Below are 23,449 nucleotides of genomic sequence, written 5' to 3' on the forward strand. Positions count from 1 at the left end.
ACCACCTCGTCATACTCGGACATTTCCGGCATTGACGACAGGCGATACGAAACTCTGTAACAAGCGCACGAATTCCTCGATTGCACTTCGAAGAAGGAGTCGTGTGCGCAGCGCGCGAATACGAAATCAACAGCTACACGAGCACCGGATAAACCTGGCGCGCAGTATTTCTCGCCAACCCGGCAATGGCTTTCAGCTCGCCGCAGCAACAGCTCGCGAAAAGGCCCGCACCCGGATGGTTTCGCGGTTGCGATGCCAGACCAGACCCAGTCGAGAATGCGCCAACCCGGTCACCGGCACGAAGTTGACCTCCGGCCGATCGTGGAACACCGCGGTCGGATGGCACAGCAGCATCGCCCCTTGACCGGCCGCCACCAACTCGATTCCTTCCTGCAGCGTGCCGACGCCGGGCCCGGCCGGAACGGGGCGACCGCCGGGCGTGACGTCGACCGACTGGGCCCGCCGCCAGTATTCCGGTGCGGGTCCGCGAACGCCGATCAACGCGAACTCGGCGAGGTCCTCCGGCGACAAGTCGGTCCGCGCCGCGAGCGGATGCCCCTTGTGCACCGCCAACATCTGCGGCTGCTCCGAAAAGACCTGCCCGAGAACGAGATCGCTCTCCCCCATCGGCAGCAGCACCACCGCGATATCGACCTCACTGCGCTGCACCGGACCGAACGGGTCAGCCAACGGGATCTCGACCACCTCGATGCCGCAGGCGGGAAACCTGTGCTGGAACAGTGCGAGCGCGTCCGTCAGATTCTCGGTGGACGAACCCTGAACCCCGATGCGCAGCACACCTTCCATCCCGCGTGCGGCGGCACGGACGCTGTCCACTGTGGCGTGCAGCGCGGCGTACGCGGGCCGCAGGTCGGCCAGGAAGTCCTCGCCGAGCGGCGTCAGCATGACCTTGCGGCTGGTGCGCTCGATCAGCCGCGCGCCGACCCGCTGCTCCAGCGCGCGCAACAGTTGGCTGACCCGGCTCTGCGAGACGTACAGCCGTTCGCCCGCGCGCCCGAAGTGCAGCTCCTCGGCGAGCACGAGGAAGGCCTCCAGCTCGCGTACCTCCAGACTCATGACTCCGCCTCGCTGACGCTCGGCTCCGTCACGCCCTGGGGACGCTGTAACACGATTCGCTCGCTGCGCTCCCTCATTGGCTCCCTCTCCAGCGTCGATGAGTTCAGCTCATAGAACGATGAGACCTTCGTCGTTGTTTCCGCCCGGGCCGATCGGTTGGCTGAAGACATGACACAGGTTCAAGGAATCGCGAGTCCAGAGCCCGCAGCACGCGATTCGGCGCTGCGCGGCTGGCTCGGCGTCGGCGCCGTGACCGGGGCCACCTTCACGGTCGTCACCTCGGAGATGCTGCCCGTCGGGTTGCTCACCCCGATCAGCGATACGTTGCGGGTCACCGAGGGCGCGGCCGGGCTTTCCCTGACGGCCACCGGCCTGGTCGCCGCCCTGTCCGCACCGCTGATCACCGCCGCGCTCGGCCGTACCGACCGCAGGCTCGTGCTCTGCGTGCTGCTCGCGGTGTTGACGGTGGGCAATATCGGCGCGGCCTGGTCGCCGAACTTCGGGGTCATGATGGGGGCCAGGGTGCTGGTCGGTATCGGGATCGGCGGCGTGTGGGCGATCGCGGCGAGCATGGCGGCGCGCCTGGTACCAGCGAAATCTACCGGTGCCGCAACCGCATTGGTCTACAGCGGCGTCGCGGTCGCCTCGGTGATCGGCGTTCCCGCCGGAACCTACATCGGCGCGCTCGCCGGATGGCGCGCGGCATTCCTCGTCATCGCGGGTCTCGCGTTGATCGTGCTGGTCGCGATCGCTTTGCTCCTACCGAGATTGACTGTCGCGCAGGTAGTTCCGCTCCGGGCGGTACTGCGACTGGCGCGCGAGCCGCAATTGCGTACCGCGCTACTGGTTGTCGCGTTCCTGGTGACCGGCCACTTCGCCGCCTACACCTACATCCGTCCGCTGCTGGAGAAGGTGACCGGCATCGGCGCGAGCACCATCGGCACCCTGCTGCTGGTGTACGGAATCGCCGGTGTCATCGGCAATTTCAGCTCGGGCACCGCGGGCGCCCGCAGCCCGCGCCGGACGCTGATGACGATCAGCCTTCCGCTGGCCCTGACCGTGCTGTTGATACCTATGCTCGGCGGTTCGCTGTGGCTCGCCGTCACGCTGATGGTCGCGTGGGGGCTGTCCTACGGCGGCGTCTCGGTCACCACGCAGAACTGGGTCTTCGCCGCAGCACCCGACGCACGCGAGGCCGCATCTTCGTTGAACGCGGGTGTCTTCAACGCCGCCATCGCCCTCGGCGCACTGGTCGGCGGACGCTCCGCGGACGCGTTCGGCGTCACCTCGGCAATGTGGCTCGGCGGTGCCCTCGTGCTCGTCGCACTGACCGTCGCGGCCATCGGTCGCTCGCCCGAGCAGCCCTGAACTGCGCCGATGGCCCGAAAATGAACTGCGTTCCGGAGTAGCCAGCACATAGCATCAACGACATGGCCCTACGCGCGATCCCTGCTTCGATGGACCCGACGGTGGTCGGGTCCATCGACTTCGAGCTGGAAAGGATCGAGCGCGAACACCGCGTCTCGGTCCGGCTCGCCATCGAAAGCGGCAGCCGGGCTTGGGGTTTCCCGTCGCCGGATTCCGACTACGACTGCCGGTTCGTCTATGTCGCGAGCCTGGATACCTACCTGTCGCCCTGGCGCACCCGCGACGTCATCGAGACGCCGCTGGCCGGCCTGCTCGACGTCAACGGCTGGGACCTGGCCAAGGCGCTGCGACTGCTGGTCGCGGGCAATGCCGTGCTCATCGAATGGCTGATGTCGCCGATCGCGTACCGCGGCGACAGCCGGTTCCGAGACGACCTGCGCGCCTTGGCCGACGAGGTCGCCGACCGCAACCGCGTGGCCCGGCACTACCTGCACCTCGGCGGCAAGCAGTGGGAGTTGTTCGACCGCAACCGATCACTGAAGAAGGTGTTCTACTCGCTGCGCCCGGCAATGGCATTGCGCTGGCTGCGTGAACATCCGGGTGCGGCGGTGGCGCCGATGCACCTGCCGACGCTGATGGCCGAGTCCGACCTGCCCGCCGAACTGGTTGCGGCAGTGGCGGAGTTGACCGAGCTCAAGTCGCGGACTCGCGAAATGGGCAGCGGGACAGTGCCGGTGCCGATCGCCGCCTTCATCGAATCCGAATTCGACCTGGCCGCAGCCGCTTTCCCGAAGTCCGCGGAACCGGACCTCGACCGGGCCAGGAAGCTCACCGCGGAGTTCTTCCGCGCCGAGGCCACGGCACGGTCGTAACCCGTGCGGGACTTACGATTCGGCGACGGCCGCCGCGTACGCCTGCGCCAGCCGGTGCGTGGCGGTCGGCCGGTCCTGGTTCGGGCGGGGAATCCCGAGGTGTGATTCCCGTAGTTCGTCCATGAACTCCGCCCACAGTTCGGGCCCGCCCTCCTCCAGCAGCTCGGCTCGCACCCGCAGCTGCTTGGTGGTCGGCCGATGCCGTAACCCCCACGCCCCGAGCTGCGCCATGACCGGCACCAGCTGGATGGCAGGCTCGGTCAGCCGGTATTCCGCCTTCTGACCTGGCCTGCTGTCCTCGCGGCTGAGCATGCCCGCCGCGACCAACCGTTTCAGCCGGTCGGACAGGATGTTCGAGGCGATGCCCTCCTCCGATCCGGCGAGCAGTTCACGGAAGTAGCGCCGGTTACCGAACATCACGTCGCGCAGCACCAGCAGGGTCCATCGATCACCGATCACCTCGATCGTCGCGTTGATCGGGCAGCCCGAGCGTCCCTCTTCGCGCATCCACCGCTCCTTCTCCGCGAAACCGTTCAGAACTTCTGCTTGCAATATACAACCAGTTGCCCTTACTCTGTCCATAAGCGATTGCAAACTGCAAGCAGTATAGAGAAAGACACCATCATGCCGAAGCTGCGCGTACACAACCTGGCCATCTCATTGGACGGCTACGTCGCCGGTCCGAATCAAAGCCCCGACAACCCCCTCGGCGAAGGCGGCATGCGCCTGCACGAGTGGGTCTTCAACACCGAGACCGGACACAAGTGGACCGGTTCCGAGGGTGGCGAGGCGGGTGTCGACGAGGATTTCATCGTCGCGGGCGATGTCGGCGTCGGCGCAACCATCATGGGCCGCAACATGTTCGGGCCGATCCGCGGTGCCTGGCCGAACGAGGACTGGCAGGGCTGGTGGGGCGACAACCCGCCGTACCACCACGACACGTTCGTGATGACGCACCACCCGCGGCGGTCACTGCCGATGGCGGGCGGGACCACATTCCACTTCGTCGACGACACCCCTGAAGAAGTGCTGCGGCTGGCATTCAAGGCCGCCGACGGCAAGGATGTGCGATTGGGCGGCGGCTCGTCGGTCGTGCGGCAGTTCCTGCAGGCGGGCTTGGTCGATGAGATGCACCTGGCCGTCGTCCCGATCCTGCTCGGCGGCGGCGAGCGCCTCTACGACGAGCTCGGTGTGCTGCCCGGTTACGCGGTCAGCTCGGTGGTCCGCTCCCCCGCGGTCACCCATGTGGTCTTCACCAAGGCGTAAAACACCGCTTGAAATGGGGAAAGGCCCCGCACCAAACCGGTGTGGGGCCTTTCGAAAGCTTAGGAGCGATCAGATCAGAGGACGCGAACGTCCTGCGCCTGCGGGCCCTTCTGGCCCTGGCCGATCTCGAACTCCACGCGCTGCCCCTCATCGAGGGACCGGAAACCCGCGCCGCTAACGGCCGAGTAATGCACGAAGACGTCGGGGCCTCCGCCGTCTTGCGCGATGAAGCCGAAGCCCTTCTCGCTGTTGAACCACTTCACAATGCCCTGAGCCATTTCATACTTTCTGTAGACGAGCCAGATTCTGCCAAATGGAATGGCCTGGTCTCGAGATCAACGATGCCATGATCCGACGAATTTCTCCACATCCTCCTCGGTCAACTGTGAGCAAAACAACGCTGACGAGGGATTGTTGCCTTCACCTCCCAAGCTCCGACAGGCCCTGATCCGGGGGAAACCACCCGAAACAGTCGTTCAGGTACCTGAGCTTCCTGCCAGGCGCGGTCGTCGTCCACCGACGAATCCGCTGCCTGTACCGCCTGCAATGCATAGTTCGCGGCATGCACCGCGTGCCCGGCGACATGGTCGGTGGCCGCCGCGTGCCCGGCCGATCGCGTGGCAAGAGCGGCCGCGCCGTCGGTCTCGCGGGCGGAATCGTGTGCGGCGGAGGCGGCCTTGCGCGCCTCCGGCATCGTGCGATCGTCGCGCATCCGTCGCGCGTCGCGTTCGAGAAGCGGCAGCACGTGCTCGGCGCACAGCGCCATCACTGGGTGGTCGACTCTGTCGGGAGTCACCGAACCGCTCGAATCGCCTCGGTCCGCACAGGCCTTCCCCTTTTCGACGCAAGTGGTCGCCGATGCTCGGCGACATCCAGTTATCTTGTGCCGCAAGGGCCATCACTACCAGCGCACCAAGGCGCCGCTAAGTCATCCTACGACTTTCTGCCGAGTCGCGCAGCCCCCACGCTTTCCCCACTGTTCACGGCAGCAAGTAGCGCACCTGACGCGGCTTCGCTTCGCTGTGGGCGGCGCGTCCGGACAGATGCTCGGGAACACCGACCTCCCACCAGGCGCCGGCCTCGGTCCAGGACGACGGCTGGGTGCGGATGACCAGCACGGCCGGGCGGGATTCGCGGACCGCGGTTTCCCGCGCACCGGCGTAGGCGTCACGGAATTCGTCGAGGTCAGCGGCGGTGAAGACGGCGCAGCCGAGCGCGCGGGCATGCGCGGCGAAGTCCACTCGCGGCGGCTCGTCGTGGGTGGTCCGGCAGTCGGCGTAGAAGTTGTTGAACGGTGCGCCGCCTTGCCCCTCCTGTAGGCGGGCGATGACCGCGTACCCGTCGTTGTCGCAGACCACCGCGACGAGCGGATGTCCGGCGAAGGCCGCGGAGAACAGTTCGGAGTTCAACATCAGGTAGGAGCCGTCGCCGAGCATGGTGGTGACCAGGCCGTCGGTATGCGCCATGGCCGCGCCCCAGGCTCCGGCGAGTTCGTAACCCATACACGAGAATCCGTATTCGACGTCCATGGTCGGTGTGCCGCCGGACGCGCGCCAACCGCCGACGAGTTCGCCGGGCATGCCGCCCGAGGCGGTCATCACGTAGTCGTTCGGTCCGCTGAGCTCGTTGACGATGCCCACCACCTGGGCGTAGCTGGGGGTGCCCGGGGTGTGGGCGCGCAGCTTGTCGATGTGGGCATCCCAGGTGCTGCGTTGGGCTGCGGCGCGGGCGGTCCATTCAGGGTCGATGTGCCAGTCCTGAGTGCGTTCGGCCAGGTCACGGACCGTTGCATCGGCGTCGCCGACTACCGCGAGAGCACCGTGCTTGACCGCGTCGAAGCGTGCGGCGTTGATGGTGACGAGGCGGACGTCTTGCGCGAACACGGTCCACGAGGCGGTGGTGAAGTCCTGGAGGCGGGTGCCGACGGCGAGGACGAGGTCGGCCTCGGCGGCTAAAACGTTGGCCGAGGTCGAGCCGGTGACGCCGAGTGGACCGGCGTAGAGCGGGTGATCGTGGGGCACCAGGGTGCGGCCCGCTGTTGTCTCGACAATCGGAATGCCATGGCGCTCAGCGAATTCGAGGGCGGTGCGGCCCGCGCCCGAGTAGCGGACGCCGCCGCCGAGCACCAGCAGCGGCCGCGCCGCGTTGCGCAGCGCCGTGGCGGCGTCGGTCAGCGAGCGCTCGTCGGCACGTGGACGCAGGATGCGGTGCACGACCGGTTCGAACAGCGCGTCGGGGAAGTCGTAGGTCTCGGCCTGGACGTCTTGCGGCAGCGCGAGGGTTACCGGACCGGCCTCAGCCGGGTCCGTGAGCACCCGGACCGCTTGGGGCAGCGTGGAAATCAGCTGCTCGGGGCGGGTGATTCGATCGAAGTAGCGGCTCACCGCGCGGAAGGCGTCGTTGACCGTGGCGGTGGCGTCGCCGAAATGCTCGACCTGCTGGAGCACCGGGTCGGGTGCGCGGGTAGTGAAGGTGTCGCCCGGAAGCAACAGCAGCGGAAGGCGATTGGCGTGCGCGACACCGGCGGCGGTCACCATGTTCAGCGCGCCGGGCCCGATCGAGGAGGTGGCCACCCCGATCTGCCGCCGCTGTGTCGCTTTGGCATAACCTACGGCCGCCAGGGCCATGCCCTGCTCGGCGTGCCCGCGCCAGACCGGGATTTCGTCCCGTCGCTCCTGAAGTGCGGTGCCGAGGCCGAGCACGTTGCCGTGCCCGAAGATGCCGAAAACGGCGGGGAACAAGGGCACTTCGCGGCCGTCGAGGGTTTCCGAGCGCTGGGCGACCAGCCAGGCCACCAGCGCCTGCGCCGCAGTCAGTTTCATCGGAGCCGTCCTTCGTGGTTGGTGACCGGGCAGCGGGGATCGAGCGGCTCGTCGTCCCAGGTGCCGCGCACCCAGCTGTGGGCCGGGTCGTCGCAGAAGGCCATCGAACGCTCCGGGGCGGGGCCCGCGAGCACGTTGAGGTAATACATCGGGTAGCCGGGGGCGGCGATGCATGGGCCGTGGTAGCCCTGCGGGACCAGGAAAACGTCGCCGTCACGCACGGCCACGTTTTCGTCGAGCGCACCGTCCGCGCTGTAGGTCCGATGCATTCCGAATCCGTCACGTGACGGAGTGATGCCGTCCCACCCGGCGATACGGAAGTAGTAGATCTCCTCGTTGACGACCTCGCAGTCGCTCGCCTCGTCGTGCTTGTGCGGTGGGTACGAGGACCAGTTCCCATCCGGGGTGATCAGTTCACAGGCGTTGAGCTTGTCGGCGTGGTCCCAGACGCCGGGCACGCCGAAGTTGGTTACTTGACGGGTAGCTCGGCCCGCGCCACGAATGTCGACCGGGACCTGTTCTGCGGGGCCATATTTCGGATCCAGGCGGTTCGCACAGCGCGCCATGGGCAGGGCGAGCTCCGCGTCCCCGTCGGCGATCAGCTCGACCTCCGCATCACGTGGGACGTAGGCGAAGTCCGTCACACGAGTGAAAACCGAGTCCCGCCCGGACAATTCGAACGTCATGCCGTCGACGCGCACAGTGCAGGCTCCAGCCAGCGGCAAGACGAACGCCTCGAACTCGCCGGTGTCGAGCCTCCGGGTTTCACCTGCCCGGAGTTTCAGTACTCGCAGTCCCGTGTAGGTCCACCCGGCATCTTCCGGTGTGAGGTGGATCGGATCGCGGTCATCGCTGAGCGAACCAGCCGGTCGATGCAGTTTCATCGCAGCCTCCAGCTTTGGGCGATGGCGACCGACCCCGAGCCGGGCGCCCCCGAAGTTGCGCCACGCCCCTCGTGCGCACCGGCCAGCCGCCGCGCACGAATTCGCGCGAAGCGCACACAATCGTCGGCAATTCTCCGCGCGCCATGATGATTCGTGCGCGGCGGACCGCCACTACCGACGTCCACCTGCTGGCCGCGCCTCAGCAACTTCGCCCCCGTATCTGCACCTGCTGCCCGCAGCGAACGAAATCGCACCGCGCGGACACATCCGCTGGCAATTCCGTCCGCGCCGAGACGATTCGTGCGCAGCAGTCGCCCGCTACGCCGCGCGGCGGCAGCAGGTCGGCTACGGCGCTCGACGTATCGCCCGCCATTGTGTGTACGCCGCGCACACATAGCAGGGCGCTGCGCACGAATTCGCTGGCAACTTCCTGCGCGTGATGACAATCTATGCGCGTCGGTCGCGAGAAGCAGCGCGCAGTCGCGTCCGCCGACGGGGTTCGGGAGGTGGCCGCGATTCATCGGGTCTCCTTCAGCATCTTGGCCGCCGCGTCGACCGCGGTGCCGACATCGCCATCGGGCGGGTAGAGCAGGGTTCGGCCGACTACCAGACCGCGAACCACGTCGTGGCCGAGAGCGCCGTCCCAGTACGCGATATCGGCGACCTGGTCGCCGGAGGGAGCGCCGCCGAGGACGACGACCGGCAGTGTCGTAGCATCGAGAACCGAGATGTCTTGCGGGGCAGGGATCTTCAGCCAGGTGTAGGCGGAGGTGACGCCGAGGCCGGAAGCGACTGTGATGGCGCGGGCCAGCGATGCCGCGTCCTTGCTCATAACCAGTGCGCCGGATTCGTTGCGGTGGTACGGCAGTGGCTCGACCATCGCCATGAGTCCGTTGGCCGCGAGTTCGGAGACCGCCTGCGCGCAAGCTTGCAGCGTCGGCACCGTGCCCGCGTCGGAATCGACAAGGCGCAGCAGCATTTTGCCGCCGTCGAGCCGGAATCTCGCGAGCGAGTCCGCGTCGTATCCGGTGAAGCGGTCATCGATCTCCCACTCCGCACCCGCCAGTCCGCCGCGGTTCATGGAGCCGATGACGACCTTGTCGTCCAAGGCATCCAACAGCAACAGCTCCTCCACCACGTCCGGGGAGCCGAGCACACCGTCGACGTCCGGATGCGCCAGCGCGATCAGCAGCCGCTCCAGCAGCGTGCGCCGGTCCGCCATCGCGGTCAGGTCCGAGCCGACGCCGAGGGCGCCGCGGGCCGGGTGGTCCGCGGCGATCAGGAACAGGGTGTCCTTGTCCGCCAACAGGTTCGGGCGACGGACCCGTTTCGCATATGCCCGCTCGACCGCCGCCGGGTCCGTCGCGCGGACGCGCAGCAGCTCACGCCAGCGTTCGTCGGTCAAATGCACCGTAGTTCCTCCAGTTCTGTATTGCTCGCCGCGTCAACGGCACAGCAGTTCCTCGATCTCCGAGTTGGTCGGCATGGCATCCGCGCACGCCAACCGCGACGCCACCAGGGCGCCAGCCGCATTCGCGTAGGTGGCGATCCGGTGCGGATCCCAGGCCGAGAGCAGGCCGTGGATCAGCGCACCGCCGAATCCGTCGCCCGCCCCGAGCCCGCAGACCACCTCGACGCGGCACGGCGGCACCGTCCAGCGTTCGTACTCGGTGGCGACGAGCACGCCCTCGGCGCCGCGCTTGATCACCGCGAGCCGGACACCGCGCGCCAGCAGCCGGTCGGCCGCCTCGTCGGGATCGGCTGTCCCCACGGCGACTTGGACCTCGGTGCGGTTGCCCACGACGACATTGACGTGATCGACCATCCAGCCGATCTCGGACCGGGCGGTGTCGATGTCCGGCCAGAACATCGGCCGGTAGTCGAGATCCAGCACGGTGTGCCCGCGCCGGTCGCGTCGCTCGAGAATCCGGCGCTGAGTGGTGCGTCCGGGTTCGGCGCTCACCCCGGTGCCGGTAACCCACAGCAGCGGAACCGAATCCACCACATCCCACGGCACCTCGTCCTCGGTGATGGTGAGATCCGGGGCGATGGGCGCACGATAGAACAGCAGTGGCGGATCGGCGGGCGGCTTCAGCTCGCAAAAGACCACGGGCGTCAGGAGATCCGGCGCGGTGCCCACATAGCTGGCCGATACGTCGAAGTCCGCCAACGCTGTTCGCACGTAGTCGCCGAAGCCGTCCGGCCCCACCTTGGTCAGCACCGCGCTGCGGCGGCCGAGTCGCGCGGCGGCGACCGCGACGTTGGTCGCGGTGCCGCCCAGGAACTTCGCGAAGGACTCGACCTCGGCGAGGCCGACACCGCTCTGCTGCGGGTAGAGATCGACGCCGACGCGGCCGATCGTCAACGCTTCCAGACCGGTCACGACAGCACCTTCCGCAACGCTTCGCGCGTTCGATTCACGACACGACCCGCTGCAGTTCGTGCTGCAACGCGTCCAACTCGGCGCCACCCGCCATCTGCCGCGTGAGCTCCGACAGGTCGATCTCGTCCTTCTCGTACGAGCCGAGCACCGTGCCGCGCTTGAGCAGCAGGAACCGATCACCGACCGGGAAGGCGTGGTGTGGGTTGTGCGTGATCAGGATGACCCCGAGCCCGCGATCGCGCGCTTGCACAACGTATTTCAGTACCACTCCGGCCTGCTTCACGCCGAGCGCGGCGGTCGGCTCGTCCAGGATCAGCACCTTGGCGCCGTAGTGCACGGCCCGCGCGATCGCGACGCATTGCCGCTGACCGCCGGACAGCGTGCCGACCGGCTGCTCCATGTCACGGATCTCGATGCCCATGTCCGCCAACCCTTGTCGGGCGATCTCGCGGCCCTTGCGGCGGTCGAGCAGCCGGAACGGGCCGGTGGTGGGTTCCGAGCCGAGCACGAAGTTACGCCACACACTCATCAGCGGCACCACCGCCAGATCCTGATAGACGGTCGCGATGCCATGGTCCAAAGCCGCACGCGGCGAGGACAATCGGACCGGCTGTCCGTCGATCCGCAACTCGCCGCGGTCGTGCTGGTGCACGCCCGCCAGGATCTTGATTAGTGTCGACTTGCCCGCGCCGTTGTCGCCGAGGATGCAGGTGACCTGGCCCGCGTTCACCACGGTGGACACGTCCTGCAGCGCGACAACGCCGCCATAGCTCTTGCCGATACCAACGGCCTCGATGAGTGGGGTCGGCGCACCTGTCGCCTGGTCACCGCCGCTCGTCGAATCGCTTCGCGATGTTTCACTCATCGGCGTACCCTTTCGGCTCGCTTCTGGAATCTGTTGTTGACCAACACCGCCGCCAGCAGCAGCACGCCGAGGAACAGCATGAACCAGTCACTGTCCCAGCGCGCGAACACAATTCCCTGACGCGCCATGCCGAAGATGAGCGCACCGATCGCGGCACCGACCGCCGAACCGAAACCACCGGTCAGCAGGCAGCCGCCGACAACCGCGGCGATGATGTAGTGCAGCTCGAGCCCCACACCCTGATTCGCCTGCACACTGGCAAACCGCAGGATGCTGCACGAGCCGACGACCCAACCGGCGAACGCCGTGGTCATGAAGAGCACGATCTTCGTCCGATTCGCCGGCACACCCACCGCCCGCGCGTTCTGCAGCGCGCCGCCGACCGCGAAGATCCAGTTGCCGAACCTGGTGCGCACCAGCACGATCGAGGCGATCACGGTCAGCACGATCCACCAGATGACCGAGGCTTGGATGCGAGCGTCGCCGATGTTCAGTGTCGAGGCGAACACCCAACCGGCCGAGTTGTAGCCGTCCGCGCTCCGAATCCCCGACACCTGAACGGTTCCGGTGACCAGCCGCGTCACGCCGAGGTTCAGTCCTTGCAGCGCAAGGAAAGTGCCGAGCGTGACGATGAAGCTCGGCAGCCCGGTGCGCATCACCAGCCACCCGTTGAACGCACCGACGAGCAGCGCGAGCACCAGCGAGGCCAGCAGGGCGAACCAGACGTTCCAGCCCGCGTGCACCGCGAGCAGTGCGGTGACCAACGCGGTCGACGCCGTCATCACACCGGCCGACAGGTCGAATTCACCGCCGATCATCAACAGCGCCACGGCAACCGCCATGATGCCGAGGGTTGATGAATCATCCAGCCAGGTCGCGACGCCCAGCGGACTCAGGAAGCGATCGGTGATGATCGAGAAGAACACGAATACGAGGAGCGCGCCGAGCGCGGCACCGATCTCCGGCCGCACGACCATCCGCTGTATCAGCGTCGGTCCCTTCGGCTCGGCGGCCGGGTCGGCCTCGGATGTCTTTGTGGCAACAGTCATTTCATCTACTCCCTGACCTCAGCGCGTGCCCTGTGCCACGAGCGCGGCGACGGCATCGACGTTGTTCTTGTCGACGAAGGCCGGACCCGTCTGCACCGGTGTGCCACCACCGACGGTGTTCAGGTTCGTCCGGTATGCCTGCAGCAACACCACGGGCAGATAGCCCTGCTCGTACTGCTGCTGGTCGACCGCGAACAGCAGCTTGCCCGCGCGGATAGCCTCGACCACATCAGTATTGAGGTCGAACGTCGCGACCATCGCGCCGGACTGCGCCTCCTTCACCCCGTCCACCGCGCGTGCGGCGACCTGCGAATTCAGCGTCAGCACAGCGTCGATGGACTTGTCCGCCTCCAGCGCGCCCTTGATCCGGGACTGGGCGTCGGTCGGGTTGTTGATGTCCACCTGCAGCGTCGTGCCGTTGCCGAAGGCCTTGGTCGCCCCCTCGCAACGCTGGTTGGCGCCGATATTGCCCGCCTCGTGGATCACGCAGAGCAGCTTGGTCTTCTTGGCGTCGGCGAGGCGCTTGCCCGCCGCCTGCCCGGCTAGCGACTCGCTTTGTCCCACATGGCCGATGGCGCCGTACTTGACGCTCTCGCTCTCACCGGAGTTGATCGTCACCACCGGAATGCCTGCAGCCCTGGCCTTTTCGATCGAGGGCCGCAGCGCGTCAGGGTTTGCCATCGAGACGACCAGCCCGTCGACACCCTGCGCGACCGCGTTGTCGATGAGCTTCGCCTGCTGGCCCGGATCACCGGCCGAGTTGTATTCGACCCGGACGCCGAGGTCTTTACCCGCCGCCTCCGCGCCGTTCTTGACGACGTTCCAGAACGCGTCACCCGGACTGCCGTGCGTGACCACCGCGACGGAGTTCAATTTGCCTGCGGCGACAGGGGAATTGGTCGGCGCGGCCACGTCGGCGCCCGGCCCGCTACACGCGGCGAGCACCGCGGCGGCGGCGAGCCACGGCACCAAGCGGCGCGATCGCTGCCACCCTCGGCGAACTCGAAGAGACATCGTTGTCATCACTTCCCAACTAGATTCGTGCGGCGGAAGTCGCGAGCGCCGCGAGGTGGCGCAGGCTGCGTTCGGTATCCCGGCTCGGCAGCTCCGCCGAGTCGGTGGGCTGCAGGGCGGTGTCCTGCTCCATCACGTACCAGCCGCCGTAACCGGCGGCCTGCATGCTGCTGACCAGGGCGGCGATGTCGACATCGCCCTCGCCCAGCGGGACATACAGCCCACGACGTACGGCCTCGCTGTATTCCAGTGCGCCGCCGCGTACTTCGTCGGCTACCGCGTTGCGGACGTCTTTCAGGTGAATATGCCCGATCCGATCGGCATGTCGCTGCGCCAGCAGCACCGGGTCGGTGCCGCCGATCAGCAGGTGGCCGGTGTCGAGACAGATGTCGAGATCCGAATCGGCAAGGAAGCGTTCGACTTCGGTCTCGGTCTCCACGTGGGTACCGACGTGCGGATGCAGCACCGTGCGCAGTCCGTGCTCGGCGGCGATGTCGCGGATCGCGGCGGAAGTGTCGATGAGCGTGCGCCATTCGTCCGCGCTGAGCCGCGGACGGGCGTCATATCCGCCCAGCCCGGTCGCGGCGGCGAGCACGAGCACGTCGGCGCCGGTCGCGGCGAACAGCGCGGCGTTCTCCTTCGCCTCCGCGAGCGCGAGCTCCGGGTCCGCGTGCAGCACCAGCGCCAAGAATCCGCCGACCGAGGAGATGCCGAATGTCGCCAGCAGCGAGCGTAATTCGTCCGGGTCGCGCGGAAGATAGCCCGGCGGGCCGAGTTCGGTCGCGGACAGGCCCAGCGCGGCCATCTCCGAGAGCACGGTGTGCGCGTCGAGCACGTGACCCCAGCCGGGAACTTCGCACACTCCCCAGGAGATGGGGGCGGCCGCGATGCGCAGCGGGTAGAGCGGTTCGGTCATCAGGATGAGGCTCCCCCCAAGCAGTGGACACCGATTTAGCGGGATCGCGGTCCTGCTGGAAGGATGTCCAGTATGTCATCGTCTCGGAAGCGCCGGTCGTTCACGGCCGAGTACCGGGTCGAGGCCGCGCATCGGGTGATCGATTCCGGTCGCACGATCGCCGCGGTGGCTGGCGAGTTGGGTTTGCATGAAAGCCTTCTCGCTAAATGGGTCCAAGACGAACGCCGCCGGATAGCGGCGGCCGAGGTACACGGCGAGCAGCCGTTGAGCCCGGCCGAGCGGGCAGAGTTGCTCCGGTTACGCAAGCAGGTCAGCGAGCTGGAGAAAGACGTCAGTTTCCTAAAAAAAGCGAGCGCGTACTTCGCGGCGATGCAGCAGAACCGGCCCGGTTCGAGCTGATGGCAGCGCAGTGCGCCGCCACCGAAATCAACGGCAGCACAGCCGATATCACGCGCATGGCGCGGTTGTTGAGTGTATCGACCTCAGGGTTCTACGCGTACCTGAAGCGGAAGACGGCCCCTGTGTTGACCGATCGGCAGCAGCGGCGCGCCGACTTGACGGTGAAGATCCTTGCCGTCCATAAAGACTCCGATGGGACCTACGGGGCTCCGCGGATCACCGCCGAGCTGCGCGATCGCGGTGATCGGGTGTCGGAGAAGACGGTCGCGGCGATCATGGCCGAGATCGGGCTGGCCGGGATCAGCCCGCGCACCTTCAAGGTGCGGACCACGATCGTGGACCCGACCGCGTCGTTCCCGGACGACCTGGTGCAACGTCTTTTCGACCAGGGCCGTGTAGACGCAGTCTGGGTTTCCGACATCACCTATCTGACTTGCGGTGAAGGCGATATGTACCTGTGCGCGATCAAGGACGAGCATTCCAAGAAGGTGCTCGGCTGGACCGTGGCCGATCACATGCGGACCGAGATGGTCACCGACGCCGTGGACCGGGCGGTAGCGGCGCGTGGCGGGTCGTGTGCGGGCACGGTTCTGCATTCGGACCGAGGTAGCCAGTACACCGCCAACGACATGGCTGCCGCCTGCGATCGGCACGGTCTGCGCCGATCCATGGGATCGACCGGAATATGCTGGGACAATGCCGGCGCGGAAAGCCTGTGGTCGACATTCAAACACGAATACTACTATCGACACACCTTCGCCACCAAAGCGGAACTCGTTGCAGCAGTTGACAAATGGATGAATTTCTACAACAGTAGAAGACGCCACTCCACGATCGGGATGCTCAGCCCCGACAATTATGAGCGGTCACTCCTCGCGGCCACTTCGGCCGCATAACCCCCCGTCCACCATTTGGGGGGAACCTCAGGACTTCTCCGACCTTCGATGTCGAGTTGAACGCTCCACGCGATTGGAGCGCTCCAACTATGTAACGTGGGTCATAGTGTGTCAAGAGCCGCTCCGTTGCCCATAATATCGCTACTACCAGCTGATATACCGCCTTCCAGCGGAAACAGCGGGAAACTCGGATACGAAGAAAGTCCGATTAGAGCGCTCTATTGATTAGCGCGCTCCAACCTTGTAACGTCCGACACTGCACGGATCACCGAATGCGGAACGGAGGCGACATGGCGCGACCGACCATGGAAGACGTCGCCGAACGCGCCGGCGTCTCCCGCGCCCTCGTCTCGCTCGTCATGCGCAACTCACCGAAGGTGAGCGATCACCGTCGCCGCGCCGTGCTGGAAGCCGCCAAAGACCTCGGTTACCAACCGGACATCATGGCCCGCTCACTGGCCAGCCGAACCTCGAACATCGTCGGCGTCATGGTCTCCGACCTGCGCAACGCCTTCTTCGCCGACGTCGTCGAGGGAATGGACAGCGCCGCACAGGAATCCGGCCTCGAGCTGATCCTGAACACCGGCCGTCGCAGCGCCGCCCGCGAGCGCACCGCCCTGGAGAGCCTGCTCGCGTTCCGCCCCGGCGGCATCATCCTGCTCTCCCCCATCCTGCCCGCCGCCGCCATTCGCGATGCGGCACAACAGGCCCCGCTCGTGCTGGTGTCCCGCAGCTCGGCCATCGCCGACGTCGACACCGTCAACGACGACGGTGAAGTCGGTGCTGGCCTAGCCGTGGATCACCTTGCGTCCCTTGGCCATCGACGCATCGTGCACCTCGACGGCGGCAGCGCGTTCACCGCGGCCCCCCGCCGCAAGGGCTACCGCGCCGCGATGGAACGGCACGGCCTCGAGCCGATGGTCATCCCAAGCGAACACACCGACTCCGCCGGTATAGCCGCAGTACAGAAGCTCCTGAACATCTTCACCCGCGACAACTTCCCCACAGCCCTGGTGTGCGGCAACGACTTCAACGCCGTCGGCGCCATGTCCGCCCTGGAAGAGGCCGGGTTGCACGTCCCCGACGACGTCTCCATCGTCGGCTACGACAACACCTCCCTCGCCGCCCTCCGCCACGTCTCCCTGACGACCATCGACCAGCCGCGCGTCCAAATGGGCCGCCTCGCAATCGAAGCCCTCGTCGAACGCCTACGCGCCGACCGCACCGAACCGGTCCGTCGCCGCCTCCAGCCTTCCCTCGTCGTCCGCGCGACGACCAGCACCCCCACCAACTGAAACTCCCCCTGCCCCAGGCAGTTCCCCATTGCACGTCGAGATTTCACCAGGAGGAAAGTCGATGACATCCCACAAAGCCGTCACCCTCGGCCTCGCAGGCACCGGCCGCATCGGCACCTCCCACGCCGAAACCCTCAAAAACCTCCCCAACGTAGCCAACGTCATCGTCGCCGACGCCGACCCCGACCGAGCCCGCACCACCGCAACCAAACTCGGCCTCGAGTTCGCCCCCGACCTCGACACCCTCTTCGCCGCCGACCTCGACGGCCTCATCATCACCACCGCCACCGACTCCCACCCCCAACTGATCACCAGAGCGGTAGACGCAGGCATCCCCGTCTTCTGCGAAAAGCCGGTAGCCGCCGACATCGAAGGCACCCTAGCCGTCCTCACCCACATCCAAACCTCCTCCGTCCCAGTCCAAATCGGTTTCCAACGCCGCTTCGACGCCGGCTACCAAGCCGCCCGAACCGCAATAGCCTCCGGCTCCCTAGGCTGGCTCCACACCCTCCGAGCCACCACCCTCGACCCCACCCCACCCCCCGCCGACTACATCCCCCGCTCCGGCGGCATCTTCCGCGACTGCGGCGTCCACGACTTCGACATAATCCGCTGGGTAACCGGCCGAGAAATCACCGAGGTCTACGCCACCGGCGCCAACCGAGGCGACCCCTTCTTCACCGCCGCAAACGACGTCGACACCGCCGCCATCCTCTTGCGCTTGGACGACAACTCCCTCGCCACCGTCTCCCTAACCCGCTACAACGGCGCAGGCTACGACGTCCGCCTCGAGGCCCTCGGCTCCAAAGGAAACGCCATAGTCGGCCTAGACGACCGCTCCCCCTTGACCTCAGTCGAACCCGACTACATCCCCTCCACTTTCCCCGCCTACCCCGGCTTCATGGACCGCTTCCGCCGCGCCTACACCGACGAACTCGTAGCCTTCATCTCAGTCGTCAACGGCAACCTCGAGAACCCCTGCAGCCCAACAGATGCCCTCGAAGCCTTCTACGTCGCCGAGGCGTGCGAACTCTCCCGCCGCAAAGAACGTGCAGTACAAGTCGCCGAAGTCCGCCGCTGATCCCAGATCTTCGACAACCGGCCGCGAACGTCCCGAAGGCCGGTTGTCGACACCACCGACTCAGCGACATTCCCTGCTAAGTAGGAAGCGTCGCCCGCAGGGTGTCCGCACAAATCTGCATCTCTTCGTCGGTAGGCAATGCGACCGTACCGAACTCTGCGGGTTTGGCCATTCGCAGGTCGACGAAGCTGAAGTGACGCTGATCTTCGAGATAGTACTGCGCCGGATGCTTACGCCCCTCGGCTCCGCTTCGGTAGTTGGGGTTCTCGATGTAGATGCCGACAACAGCACTGCCGCACCACAGGTCGGCGCGGAAGAGCGCATCGGCGAGCGGATGGGAGAGTGCGGGAAGGCCCTGTCTGCGAAGCCAGCTCAATGCGTAGGCCTCGCGCAGGAATGAGTAGTAGAACGTGCCGACGCGCCACTGCAACGCGTCGTGTGCGGCAGCCAGTGCCCTGCGCTCGGTGAAACCATTTCGTTCCATGAGGTGATCTGCGGCCCGACGTTGCATCGCCTTGGCGGGATCCCATAGCCAGGGGCGCTTGGCGGGTCTGGCGCTCCAGTCGTCGCGGAACTCTTGCCAGCTGAAGACTCTGCCCAGATCTTCCAGGCAGAAGTGAAATAGGTGCGCGAATGCGAAGTCCGGGCGCCAGTCTCTGATGAGGTGGACTGTGCTGTCGAAGTCTTCACGCAATTCACCGAGCGGATGCTCGGTTTCGAGCTGCTGGATCGTCTCAGGTTCGACGTCGAAGATGGCGGAGCTGACATGCCCGAGGACCTCCTCAGCGACGTACTCGCAGCCCGGTATGGTCTTCCACCACCGGAGTCTGCTGCGAGCCTTCCCTGTTGAACCGAAGACCCGCACGACGTCGCCACCGCTGACTTCCACTGTCATGTCAACCACCTCGAGCTCGGAGGCCCGCTCCACTCATCCGTTTACATCGCCTTATCGCCCAAGCTACGACAGGGCAACGACAAGTAGCCCTCAACTACTCTGTGGGCGAACAACCCGTTGTTAGCCAGTGGCCAATCTCTTCCTTGAGCTGGTGAGCCTGAGGAACAGAGCAATGCCCGGTGCAGCGCAGACATGAAACCAGACCCCATTCGATTCATGTCGGTGGTCTGGCCGCTTGGGTGGAGTACGAGGTGTCGCCTACTAGCCAGTGGTGGGCTGCTGACCGGTGGCGACCTTGAGTCGAGCGGCTAACTGCTTCCGCTCGCTGGGGTTCAGCCGACGGGCGCGGTCGTAGAGTGCATCCAGACTCGACCGTGTCCTTCTTCCGTTGAGAAGCCACTCCAGCATCGTCACTTTTTCTGCCCGTTTGAGACCCTTGACCTGGGCATACAATTCTTCGAGAGTCTCGGGGAGGCCGACCTCTTCGCGCACAGGTTCGTTGCATCGCTTGCATTCGACTTGCAAGTTGTCGGCGTCGTTACTTCCACCGAGCTCCCGCGGAATTCGGTGTCCTATGGACAACACTGCGTTGCCCGGCGGCGGATCCGGGTATGGCTCCCCATTGGCCACGCCACAGATGACGCACCTGTAGCCGTCGCGTTCGAGCACGCGCCGCCGAAGGATCGCACTGATCTGACCAGCCGTCTTCGGCCTGGGCCCAGCACCAGGTTGCCATCCCTTTCGCACGACCCTGTACTCATCGGTCTTCAGCTGTGCATCTTCCTGCGACGACGGCAACCGCCAGCCCAGCTTGCGCAGCTCGCGCATCCGACGATTGAAATGCTCCTGATCGTTTGCGAGGTTGTCGGTGCTGATCGCTTCACGAAGTTCGCGGAGAGTGAACCGATCACCGATGCTCTTGTTGAAATACAGCCAGGCAGCGATCTTGCGCTCAGCGCCGTAACGCTGCCTCGTGTTGGGCGCGTATTTCAGTAGCCACCAGGGTTCACCGTTAGGTGCGTATGCGTCCGCGGGGAATTCCTTGGCGCTGCTCATGCGGCGACCGCCGCGTTTCCCAGCTCACACTGGTATGCAAGCACGGCACCGAGGGGAGCACCAGCAACATCGGCCGACGGGGACAGATGGCTGCCAATGTTGGCGTGTGTCAGGGTCATCTCTTCGTCATCCTTGGAGGTGAGCGGAACTGCCGGTACCGGACGCTTCTCCCCCGGGCACGTTCAATCGAGCTCCGCGCCCGCCAAAGCGGTCTCCTCATCTTGGGCGAATGTCCAAGCTGGATCGTATAGCGCCAGATGGCAATTCATGACAGGACCCTCCGTGCGGCAGACAGAGAACATTTGGCGCCCGGCCTGGCGTCGACCTGCAAGGGCCGACTGAAACAGCGCACCGGGAGAATATGCCCGACCGGCAGAAAGACTCGCGGCGATAGGTCGTGCAGCAAGGAGGGAGCTACCACTCCACCAACGACCTCGCAAGGCTCCGGTAGTCAAGCAATCGCCCCTGCTTGGTTACCTCTTCCCACGCCGCCTTCTGTTCCGAACTGCTGTGGGCAGCAACAGCGTTCGCCAGCTCGTCATAGGTGATGTGATATGTCGCATCGACCTCACCCGTTCCACGTGCGATCGCGGCGAGCCGTGTCGGCAGCGGTTCAGCTGTCACAGTCACCAGGTGGGGCAGCCGCCCGCGCCTGTGTCTGATCATGTTGCCGTTCTCGTGGCGGATGTTCTGAACTCGATCTGACCGAATCGTCCACTTACACGCGATCGCAGCGTGCAACCACGGATGCGGTGTCATGGTTGATGTTCCGTACAGCCCAACCAGCACATCGGGTTTGATGAGGTAGTCAGTACCCAGCGTCACCCTGAGATTCGGATCATCGGCGATCGCGGCGTCCACACCAGCTAGGTGCTGGTATTGCGCGTAGCCGACGATGCTCTTTCCTCGAGCAAAGTCCCATTTGCGACAAGGGTCCAACACCGGCAATTCGTTGGACAAGTTCGCCAGCACTTGCACCTCGAGTAGCCCACCCGGATTCGCTGGCGGCACTTCAGGTGTCAATTCGGCCGTGTTCGGGTCCGGATCGCCGAGTTGCTCGAGAACATGTGCTGCGAGCCGCAAGCTCGTTGGATTGTCGACATCAGCAGAGTTGGGAACCCACTTCCAGCCGAGCTTGTTCTTCTTGCTCGGCTTCCAGCCCAGCAACTCCGTCCTGAAGGAGGCGCTCACACCGGCAAATCTAGCGTGCCCGGAGCGTCTCTCGATCAACTTCGGGTCGATCCCATATGATCGCTCACATGTTCGGGTCCGCCCTCCAAGACGCTGGTGACTGCGGTCACAGCCTTCTCCAGAGTCTCATGCTCCCACAGGCGGACCACCTGCCAACCCGCCTCCGTCAAGGCAACATCCGCGGCACGGTCGCGTTCGATGTTCCGGCGAAGCTTTGGCGTCCAATACCATTCGTTGGTCGTCGGCTGCCGACCGTGCTCCGGGCAGACATGCCAGAAGCAGCCGTCCACGAAGACCGCGACCTTGCGCGCCGTGAAGACGATGTCCGGTCGGACCTTCATCGAGCCGAGGTCGAGCCTGAAGTCCTTGCGATACCTGTAGCCCAGCCGATGCAGTGCACTCCGCAGCGCGATCTCCGGCTTGGTGCCGGTTCGGCGGTTGGCTCGCATGTTGCGGGAACGCCCCTCATTGAGGGGAGCAGGGTAGAGACCGCGCTCGTGCGCTCTGCTCCTGGCGCTTTCCGATCGTTCCTCAGTCACATCTGTCACAGTTCGAGGCAGGCGAGTGTAGTGCTGGCGGGTGTAGTACTGAAAGATACTCCCGCACACACCACCACTCGATCTTGGCCTCCGCACCGAAAGGCATCAGCGTGACCGATCTTCGCGTCAGAGAGAGTTGCGCCAGCAAACAGATCCTCGAGGACGCAGTGATGGTGGATCGCATGGTAAGCCTGCTGATTTGCGGTGACGGGCCGCAGACATGACTCGAGATGCATCGAAGCGCGCACCCAAGGGGTCGAAGGAACGCGTGTTCACGTCGATCGAGATCTGCGCCGGTGCCGGCGGTCAGGCCGTCGGTCTACATCAAGCTGGCTTCGGTCATTTGGCACTGGTCGAAATCGACACACATGCGGTCGAAACCCTCAAGCTCAACATCAAGGACCATCAGCTGTGGGCTTGGGAGAGGGAAAACTGCAGCATCGTTGGGACGGACGTCAAGGACTTCGATCCCTACAAAGCCGACGCCGATGCCGACGCGATGAAGAAGCGGAGCGTTGAACTGCTGCAGCAGCACGGGCTCGATTTGCTCGCCGGCGGCGTACCGTGCCCGCCTTTCTCGCACGCCGGAAAGCAATTGGGCAAAGATGATGAGCGAGATCTCTTTCCTCGAATGCTGGAGCTTGTCAAGATCCTTGAACCGCGAGCAGTAATGATCGAGAACGTCCGCGGGCTCATGGATCCGAAATTCGAAGAATATCGTCATGAGATCAAGCGCAGACTGATAAACCTAGGCTATTGCGAACCTCGGTGGGAAGTCTTGGAGGCTGCCGACTTCGGCGTTCCACAGCTTCGACCCCGGGCCATCTTGGTCGCGTTCCGGAAAGAAGTAATCGGAGATCTCGACTACGAGTTGCCGAAGGGGAAAGACACAAATCCGGTCAGCGTTCTGACGAGTCTCGAGCAATCGATGCACGATCGGTTCGCGCCTTATTTCGACGGGCCGCACTCGGAGCAAGCTCACGCGGCTTTCGAACGCTGGCGGAACAAGGCGCGCGAACGCGATGTTGAGCTCAAAGGCAAAGGTGGAGGTATCGCCCCCACGATTGTCGGCGGTTCGAAGAAGCACGGCGGTGCCGATCTCGGGCCGAGCCGAGCGAAAACCGCTTGGAAGCAGCTGGGAATCTCGGGTATGGGCGTCGCGAATGACATCAAGACCTGCTTGGAAAAGCATACCGAAAACCGAGATCTTTTCGGCCCTGATGGACCGATGCTCACAGTACGACAGGCTGCCATCATTCAAGGCTTCCCAGTCAATTGGGACTTCTCTGGCGGAAAGACCGCGCAGTACCGCCAGGTTGGAAATGCGTTCCCACCGCCCGTGGCGAAGGCAGTGGGTGAGTCGATTATCAAGGTGCTGAACGCGGCGCGAAAGCGCGACCAGCAGGGTACCGAGCCAATCGATATGGCAGCGCGCCGACTCAGCCGCAAGTCTCCAGATCCTGCGCAACCAAAGCGCCGACGGCCGAGCAAGCCTGTGCCCGACAATTCCGCACAGGGGCAGATTGGGCTATGGGACACAGAAGCAGCGGCACAGAGTTGACCTGTGTGAGCGACTCCAGC

At 65.3% G+C, this 23,449-nt stretch carries 23 protein-coding genes and 1 pseudogene; 8 read left to right on the forward strand and 16 right to left on the reverse strand.

Features of this window, described 5'->3' with window-relative positions:
- Window positions 1-192 precede the first annotated feature (192 nt).
- Window positions 193-1,077 carry a LysR family transcriptional regulator gene (locus ACQPW1_RS37090; RefSeq protein ID WP_433657119.1) on the reverse strand — a complete coding sequence of 295 codons (885 nt, stop codon included), beginning with the start codon at window positions 1,075-1,077 and terminating at the stop codon, window positions 193-195.
- A gap of 168 nt (window positions 1,078-1,245) precedes the next feature.
- Here ACQPW1_RS37090 and ACQPW1_RS37095 point away from each other — a divergent pair, with 168 nt between their 5' ends.
- Window positions 1,246-2,445: an MFS transporter gene (locus ACQPW1_RS37095; protein WP_433657121.1), complete on the forward strand. Its 1,200-nt coding sequence runs from the start codon at window positions 1,246-1,248 to the stop codon at window positions 2,443-2,445.
- Window positions 2,446-2,507: 62 nt separating this feature from the next.
- Window positions 2,508-3,317 carry a nucleotidyltransferase domain-containing protein gene (locus ACQPW1_RS37100; RefSeq protein ID WP_433657123.1) on the forward strand — a complete coding sequence of 270 codons (810 nt, stop codon included), beginning with the start codon at window positions 2,508-2,510 and terminating at the stop codon, window positions 3,315-3,317.
- 12 nt (window positions 3,318-3,329) lie between these two features.
- Here ACQPW1_RS37100 and ACQPW1_RS37105 read toward each other — a convergent pair whose 3' ends face one another.
- Complete coding sequence (locus ACQPW1_RS37105) at window positions 3,330-3,824, reverse strand: winged helix-turn-helix transcriptional regulator (protein WP_433657125.1); 495 nt, start codon at window positions 3,822-3,824, stop codon at window positions 3,330-3,332.
- A gap of 117 nt (window positions 3,825-3,941) precedes the next feature.
- On the opposite strand from ACQPW1_RS37105, the gene ACQPW1_RS37110 reads away from it, so the two are divergent.
- The gene (locus ACQPW1_RS37110; RefSeq protein ID WP_433657127.1) at window positions 3,942-4,583 is read left to right on the forward strand and encodes a dihydrofolate reductase family protein; all 642 of its coding nucleotides are present in this window, start codon (window positions 3,942-3,944) and stop codon (window positions 4,581-4,583) included.
- A gap of 74 nt (window positions 4,584-4,657) precedes the next feature.
- Here the strand turns inward: ACQPW1_RS37110 and ACQPW1_RS37115 are convergent, their stop codons facing one another.
- The 10 genes from ACQPW1_RS37115 to ACQPW1_RS37160 form a co-directional block, all read right to left on the reverse strand.
- Window positions 4,658-4,861 (reverse strand): cold-shock protein, encoded by a 204-nt coding sequence (locus tag ACQPW1_RS37115; RefSeq protein WP_054814460.1) that lies wholly within the window; start codon window positions 4,859-4,861, stop codon window positions 4,658-4,660.
- Between the two features lie 101 nt (window positions 4,862-4,962).
- Window positions 4,963-5,379: a putative immunity protein gene (locus tag ACQPW1_RS37120; RefSeq protein ID WP_433657129.1), complete on the reverse strand. Its 417-nt coding sequence runs from the start codon at window positions 5,377-5,379 to the stop codon at window positions 4,963-4,965.
- Between the two features lie 184 nt (window positions 5,380-5,563).
- The gene (gene iolD / locus ACQPW1_RS37125; RefSeq protein WP_433657131.1) at window positions 5,564-7,405 is read right to left on the reverse strand and encodes a 3D-(3,5/4)-trihydroxycyclohexane-1,2-dione acylhydrolase (decyclizing); all 1,842 of its coding nucleotides are present in this window, start codon (window positions 7,403-7,405) and stop codon (window positions 5,564-5,566) included.
- Window positions 7,402-8,289, reverse strand: coding sequence for a 5-deoxy-glucuronate isomerase (iolB, locus tag ACQPW1_RS37130; protein ID WP_433657132.1), 888 nt, complete (start codon window positions 8,287-8,289; stop codon window positions 7,402-7,404). Before iolB ends, iolD begins: the two co-directional genes overlap by 4 nt.
- 517 nt (window positions 8,290-8,806) lie before the next feature.
- Window positions 8,807-9,700: a Cgl0159 family (beta/alpha)8-fold protein gene (locus tag ACQPW1_RS37135; RefSeq protein ID WP_433657134.1), complete on the reverse strand. Its 894-nt coding sequence runs from the start codon at window positions 9,698-9,700 to the stop codon at window positions 8,807-8,809.
- A 33-nt stretch (window positions 9,701-9,733) separates the two neighbouring features.
- Window positions 9,734-10,672, reverse strand: a complete 939-nt coding sequence (iolC, locus tag ACQPW1_RS37140) for a 5-dehydro-2-deoxygluconokinase (protein WP_433657136.1) — start codon at window positions 10,670-10,672, stop codon at window positions 9,734-9,736.
- 34 nt (window positions 10,673-10,706) lie between these two features.
- The gene (locus tag ACQPW1_RS37145; protein ID WP_433657138.1) at window positions 10,707-11,537 is read right to left on the reverse strand and encodes an ATP-binding cassette domain-containing protein; all 831 of its coding nucleotides are present in this window, start codon (window positions 11,535-11,537) and stop codon (window positions 10,707-10,709) included.
- On the reverse strand, window positions 11,534-12,586 hold the full coding sequence (locus tag ACQPW1_RS37150; protein WP_433657140.1) for an ABC transporter permease: 1,053 nt from the start codon (window positions 12,584-12,586) through the stop codon (window positions 11,534-11,536). The genes ACQPW1_RS37145 and ACQPW1_RS37150 overlap by 4 nt, the downstream gene beginning before the upstream one ends.
- Before the next feature lie 18 nt (window positions 12,587-12,604).
- Window positions 12,605-13,600: a sugar ABC transporter substrate-binding protein gene (locus ACQPW1_RS37155; protein ID WP_433657142.1), complete on the reverse strand. Its 996-nt coding sequence runs from the start codon at window positions 13,598-13,600 to the stop codon at window positions 12,605-12,607.
- Window positions 13,601-13,619: 19 nt separating this feature from the next.
- Window positions 13,620-14,516: a TIM barrel protein gene (locus ACQPW1_RS37160; protein ID WP_433657143.1), complete on the reverse strand. Its 897-nt coding sequence runs from the start codon at window positions 14,514-14,516 to the stop codon at window positions 13,620-13,622.
- A 72-nt stretch (window positions 14,517-14,588) separates the two neighbouring features.
- Here ACQPW1_RS37160 and ACQPW1_RS37165 point away from each other — a divergent pair.
- The 4 genes and pseudogenes from ACQPW1_RS37165 to ACQPW1_RS37180 form a co-directional block, all read left to right on the forward strand.
- Window positions 14,589-14,831, forward strand: a pseudogene (locus tag ACQPW1_RS37165) (transposase); the annotation flags it as partial.
- Entirely contained in the window at window positions 14,723-15,811 is a 1,089-nt protein-coding gene (locus tag ACQPW1_RS37170) for an IS3 family transposase (protein ID WP_433653973.1), read from the forward strand. The pseudogene ACQPW1_RS37165 and the gene ACQPW1_RS37170, both read left to right, overlap by 109 nt.
- 290 nt (window positions 15,812-16,101) lie before the next feature.
- Window positions 16,102-17,106 (forward strand): LacI family DNA-binding transcriptional regulator, encoded by a 1,005-nt coding sequence (locus ACQPW1_RS37175; RefSeq protein ID WP_433657145.1) that lies wholly within the window; start codon window positions 16,102-16,104, stop codon window positions 17,104-17,106.
- A 61-nt stretch (window positions 17,107-17,167) separates the two neighbouring features.
- Window positions 17,168-18,187: a Gfo/Idh/MocA family protein gene (locus tag ACQPW1_RS37180; protein ID WP_433657147.1), complete on the forward strand. Its 1,020-nt coding sequence runs from the start codon at window positions 17,168-17,170 to the stop codon at window positions 18,185-18,187.
- A 76-nt stretch (window positions 18,188-18,263) separates the two neighbouring features.
- Here the strand turns inward: ACQPW1_RS37180 and ACQPW1_RS37185 are convergent, their stop codons facing one another.
- The 4 genes from ACQPW1_RS37185 to ACQPW1_RS37200 all read right to left on the reverse strand — a co-directional run bounded on the left by ACQPW1_RS37185 (window position 18,264) and on the right by ACQPW1_RS37200 (window position 21,868).
- Window positions 18,264-19,115: a hypothetical protein gene (locus ACQPW1_RS37185; RefSeq protein ID WP_433657149.1), complete on the reverse strand. Its 852-nt coding sequence runs from the start codon at window positions 19,113-19,115 to the stop codon at window positions 18,264-18,266.
- Between the two features lie 228 nt (window positions 19,116-19,343).
- A complete protein-coding gene (locus ACQPW1_RS37190; RefSeq protein ID WP_433657151.1) occupies window positions 19,344-20,138 on the reverse strand; it encodes an HNH endonuclease in 795 nt (264 codons plus the stop codon).
- 414 nt (window positions 20,139-20,552) lie between these two features.
- Window positions 20,553-21,329, reverse strand: coding sequence for an NgoMIV family type II restriction endonuclease (locus tag ACQPW1_RS37195; RefSeq protein WP_433657152.1), 777 nt, complete (start codon window positions 21,327-21,329; stop codon window positions 20,553-20,555).
- Window positions 21,330-21,364: 35 nt separating this feature from the next.
- Window positions 21,365-21,868, reverse strand: coding sequence for a very short patch repair endonuclease (locus ACQPW1_RS37200; RefSeq protein ID WP_433657154.1), 504 nt, complete (start codon window positions 21,866-21,868; stop codon window positions 21,365-21,367).
- A 268-nt stretch (window positions 21,869-22,136) separates the two neighbouring features.
- On the opposite strand from ACQPW1_RS37200, the gene ACQPW1_RS37205 reads away from it, so the two are divergent.
- Window positions 22,137-23,429 carry a DNA cytosine methyltransferase gene (locus ACQPW1_RS37205; RefSeq protein ID WP_433657156.1) on the forward strand — a complete coding sequence of 431 codons (1,293 nt, stop codon included), beginning with the start codon at window positions 22,137-22,139 and terminating at the stop codon, window positions 23,427-23,429.
- Window positions 23,430-23,449: the final 20 nt, after the last annotated feature.

The sequence above is a fragment of the Nocardia sp. CA-128927 genome, from assembly GCF_050955855.1.
Lineage (GTDB): Bacteria > Actinomycetota > Actinomycetes > Mycobacteriales > Mycobacteriaceae > Nocardia.

Excerpts from the sequence above, each read along its gene's own strand:
- iolD (WP_433657131.1), bottom strand. The coding sequence starts at position 7,405 with ATGAAACTGACTGCGGCGCAGGCGCTGGTGGCCTGGCTGGTCGCCCAG.
- ACQPW1_RS37155 (WP_433657142.1), bottom strand. The coding sequence starts at position 13,600 with ATGTCTCTTCGAGTTCGCCGAGGGTGGCAGCGATCGCGCCGCTTGGTG.
- ACQPW1_RS37105 (WP_433657125.1), bottom strand. The coding sequence starts at position 3,824 with ATGCGCGAAGAGGGACGCTCGGGCTGCCCGATCAACGCGACGATCGAG.
- ACQPW1_RS37180 (WP_433657147.1), top strand. The coding sequence starts at position 17,168 with ATGACATCCCACAAAGCCGTCACCCTCGGCCTCGCAGGCACCGGCCGC.
- ACQPW1_RS37110 (WP_433657127.1), top strand. The coding sequence starts at position 3,942 with ATGCCGAAGCTGCGCGTACACAACCTGGCCATCTCATTGGACGGCTAC.
- ACQPW1_RS37145 (WP_433657138.1), bottom strand. The coding sequence starts at position 11,537 with ATGAGTGAAACATCGCGAAGCGATTCGACGAGCGGCGGTGACCAGGCG.
- ACQPW1_RS37190 (WP_433657151.1), bottom strand. The coding sequence starts at position 20,138 with ATGAGCAGCGCCAAGGAATTCCCCGCGGACGCATACGCACCTAACGGT.
- ACQPW1_RS37170 (WP_433653973.1), top strand. The coding sequence starts at position 14,723 with ATGGGTCCAAGACGAACGCCGCCGGATAGCGGCGGCCGAGGTACACGG.
- ACQPW1_RS37175 (WP_433657145.1), top strand. The coding sequence starts at position 16,102 with ATGGCGCGACCGACCATGGAAGACGTCGCCGAACGCGCCGGCGTCTCC.
- iolB (WP_433657132.1), bottom strand. The coding sequence starts at position 8,289 with ATGAAACTGCATCGACCGGCTGGTTCGCTCAGCGATGACCGCGATCCG.
- ACQPW1_RS37160 (WP_433657143.1), bottom strand. The coding sequence starts at position 14,516 with ATGACCGAACCGCTCTACCCGCTGCGCATCGCGGCCGCCCCCATCTCC.
- ACQPW1_RS37115 (WP_054814460.1), bottom strand. The coding sequence starts at position 4,861 with ATGGCTCAGGGCATTGTGAAGTGGTTCAACAGCGAGAAGGGCTTCGGC.
- ACQPW1_RS37095 (WP_433657121.1), top strand. The coding sequence starts at position 1,246 with ATGACACAGGTTCAAGGAATCGCGAGTCCAGAGCCCGCAGCACGCGAT.
- ACQPW1_RS37090 (WP_433657119.1), bottom strand. The coding sequence starts at position 1,077 with ATGAGTCTGGAGGTACGCGAGCTGGAGGCCTTCCTCGTGCTCGCCGAG.
- ACQPW1_RS37100 (WP_433657123.1), top strand. The coding sequence starts at position 2,508 with ATGGCCCTACGCGCGATCCCTGCTTCGATGGACCCGACGGTGGTCGGG.
- ACQPW1_RS37150 (WP_433657140.1), bottom strand. The coding sequence starts at position 12,586 with ATGACTGTTGCCACAAAGACATCCGAGGCCGACCCGGCCGCCGAGCCG.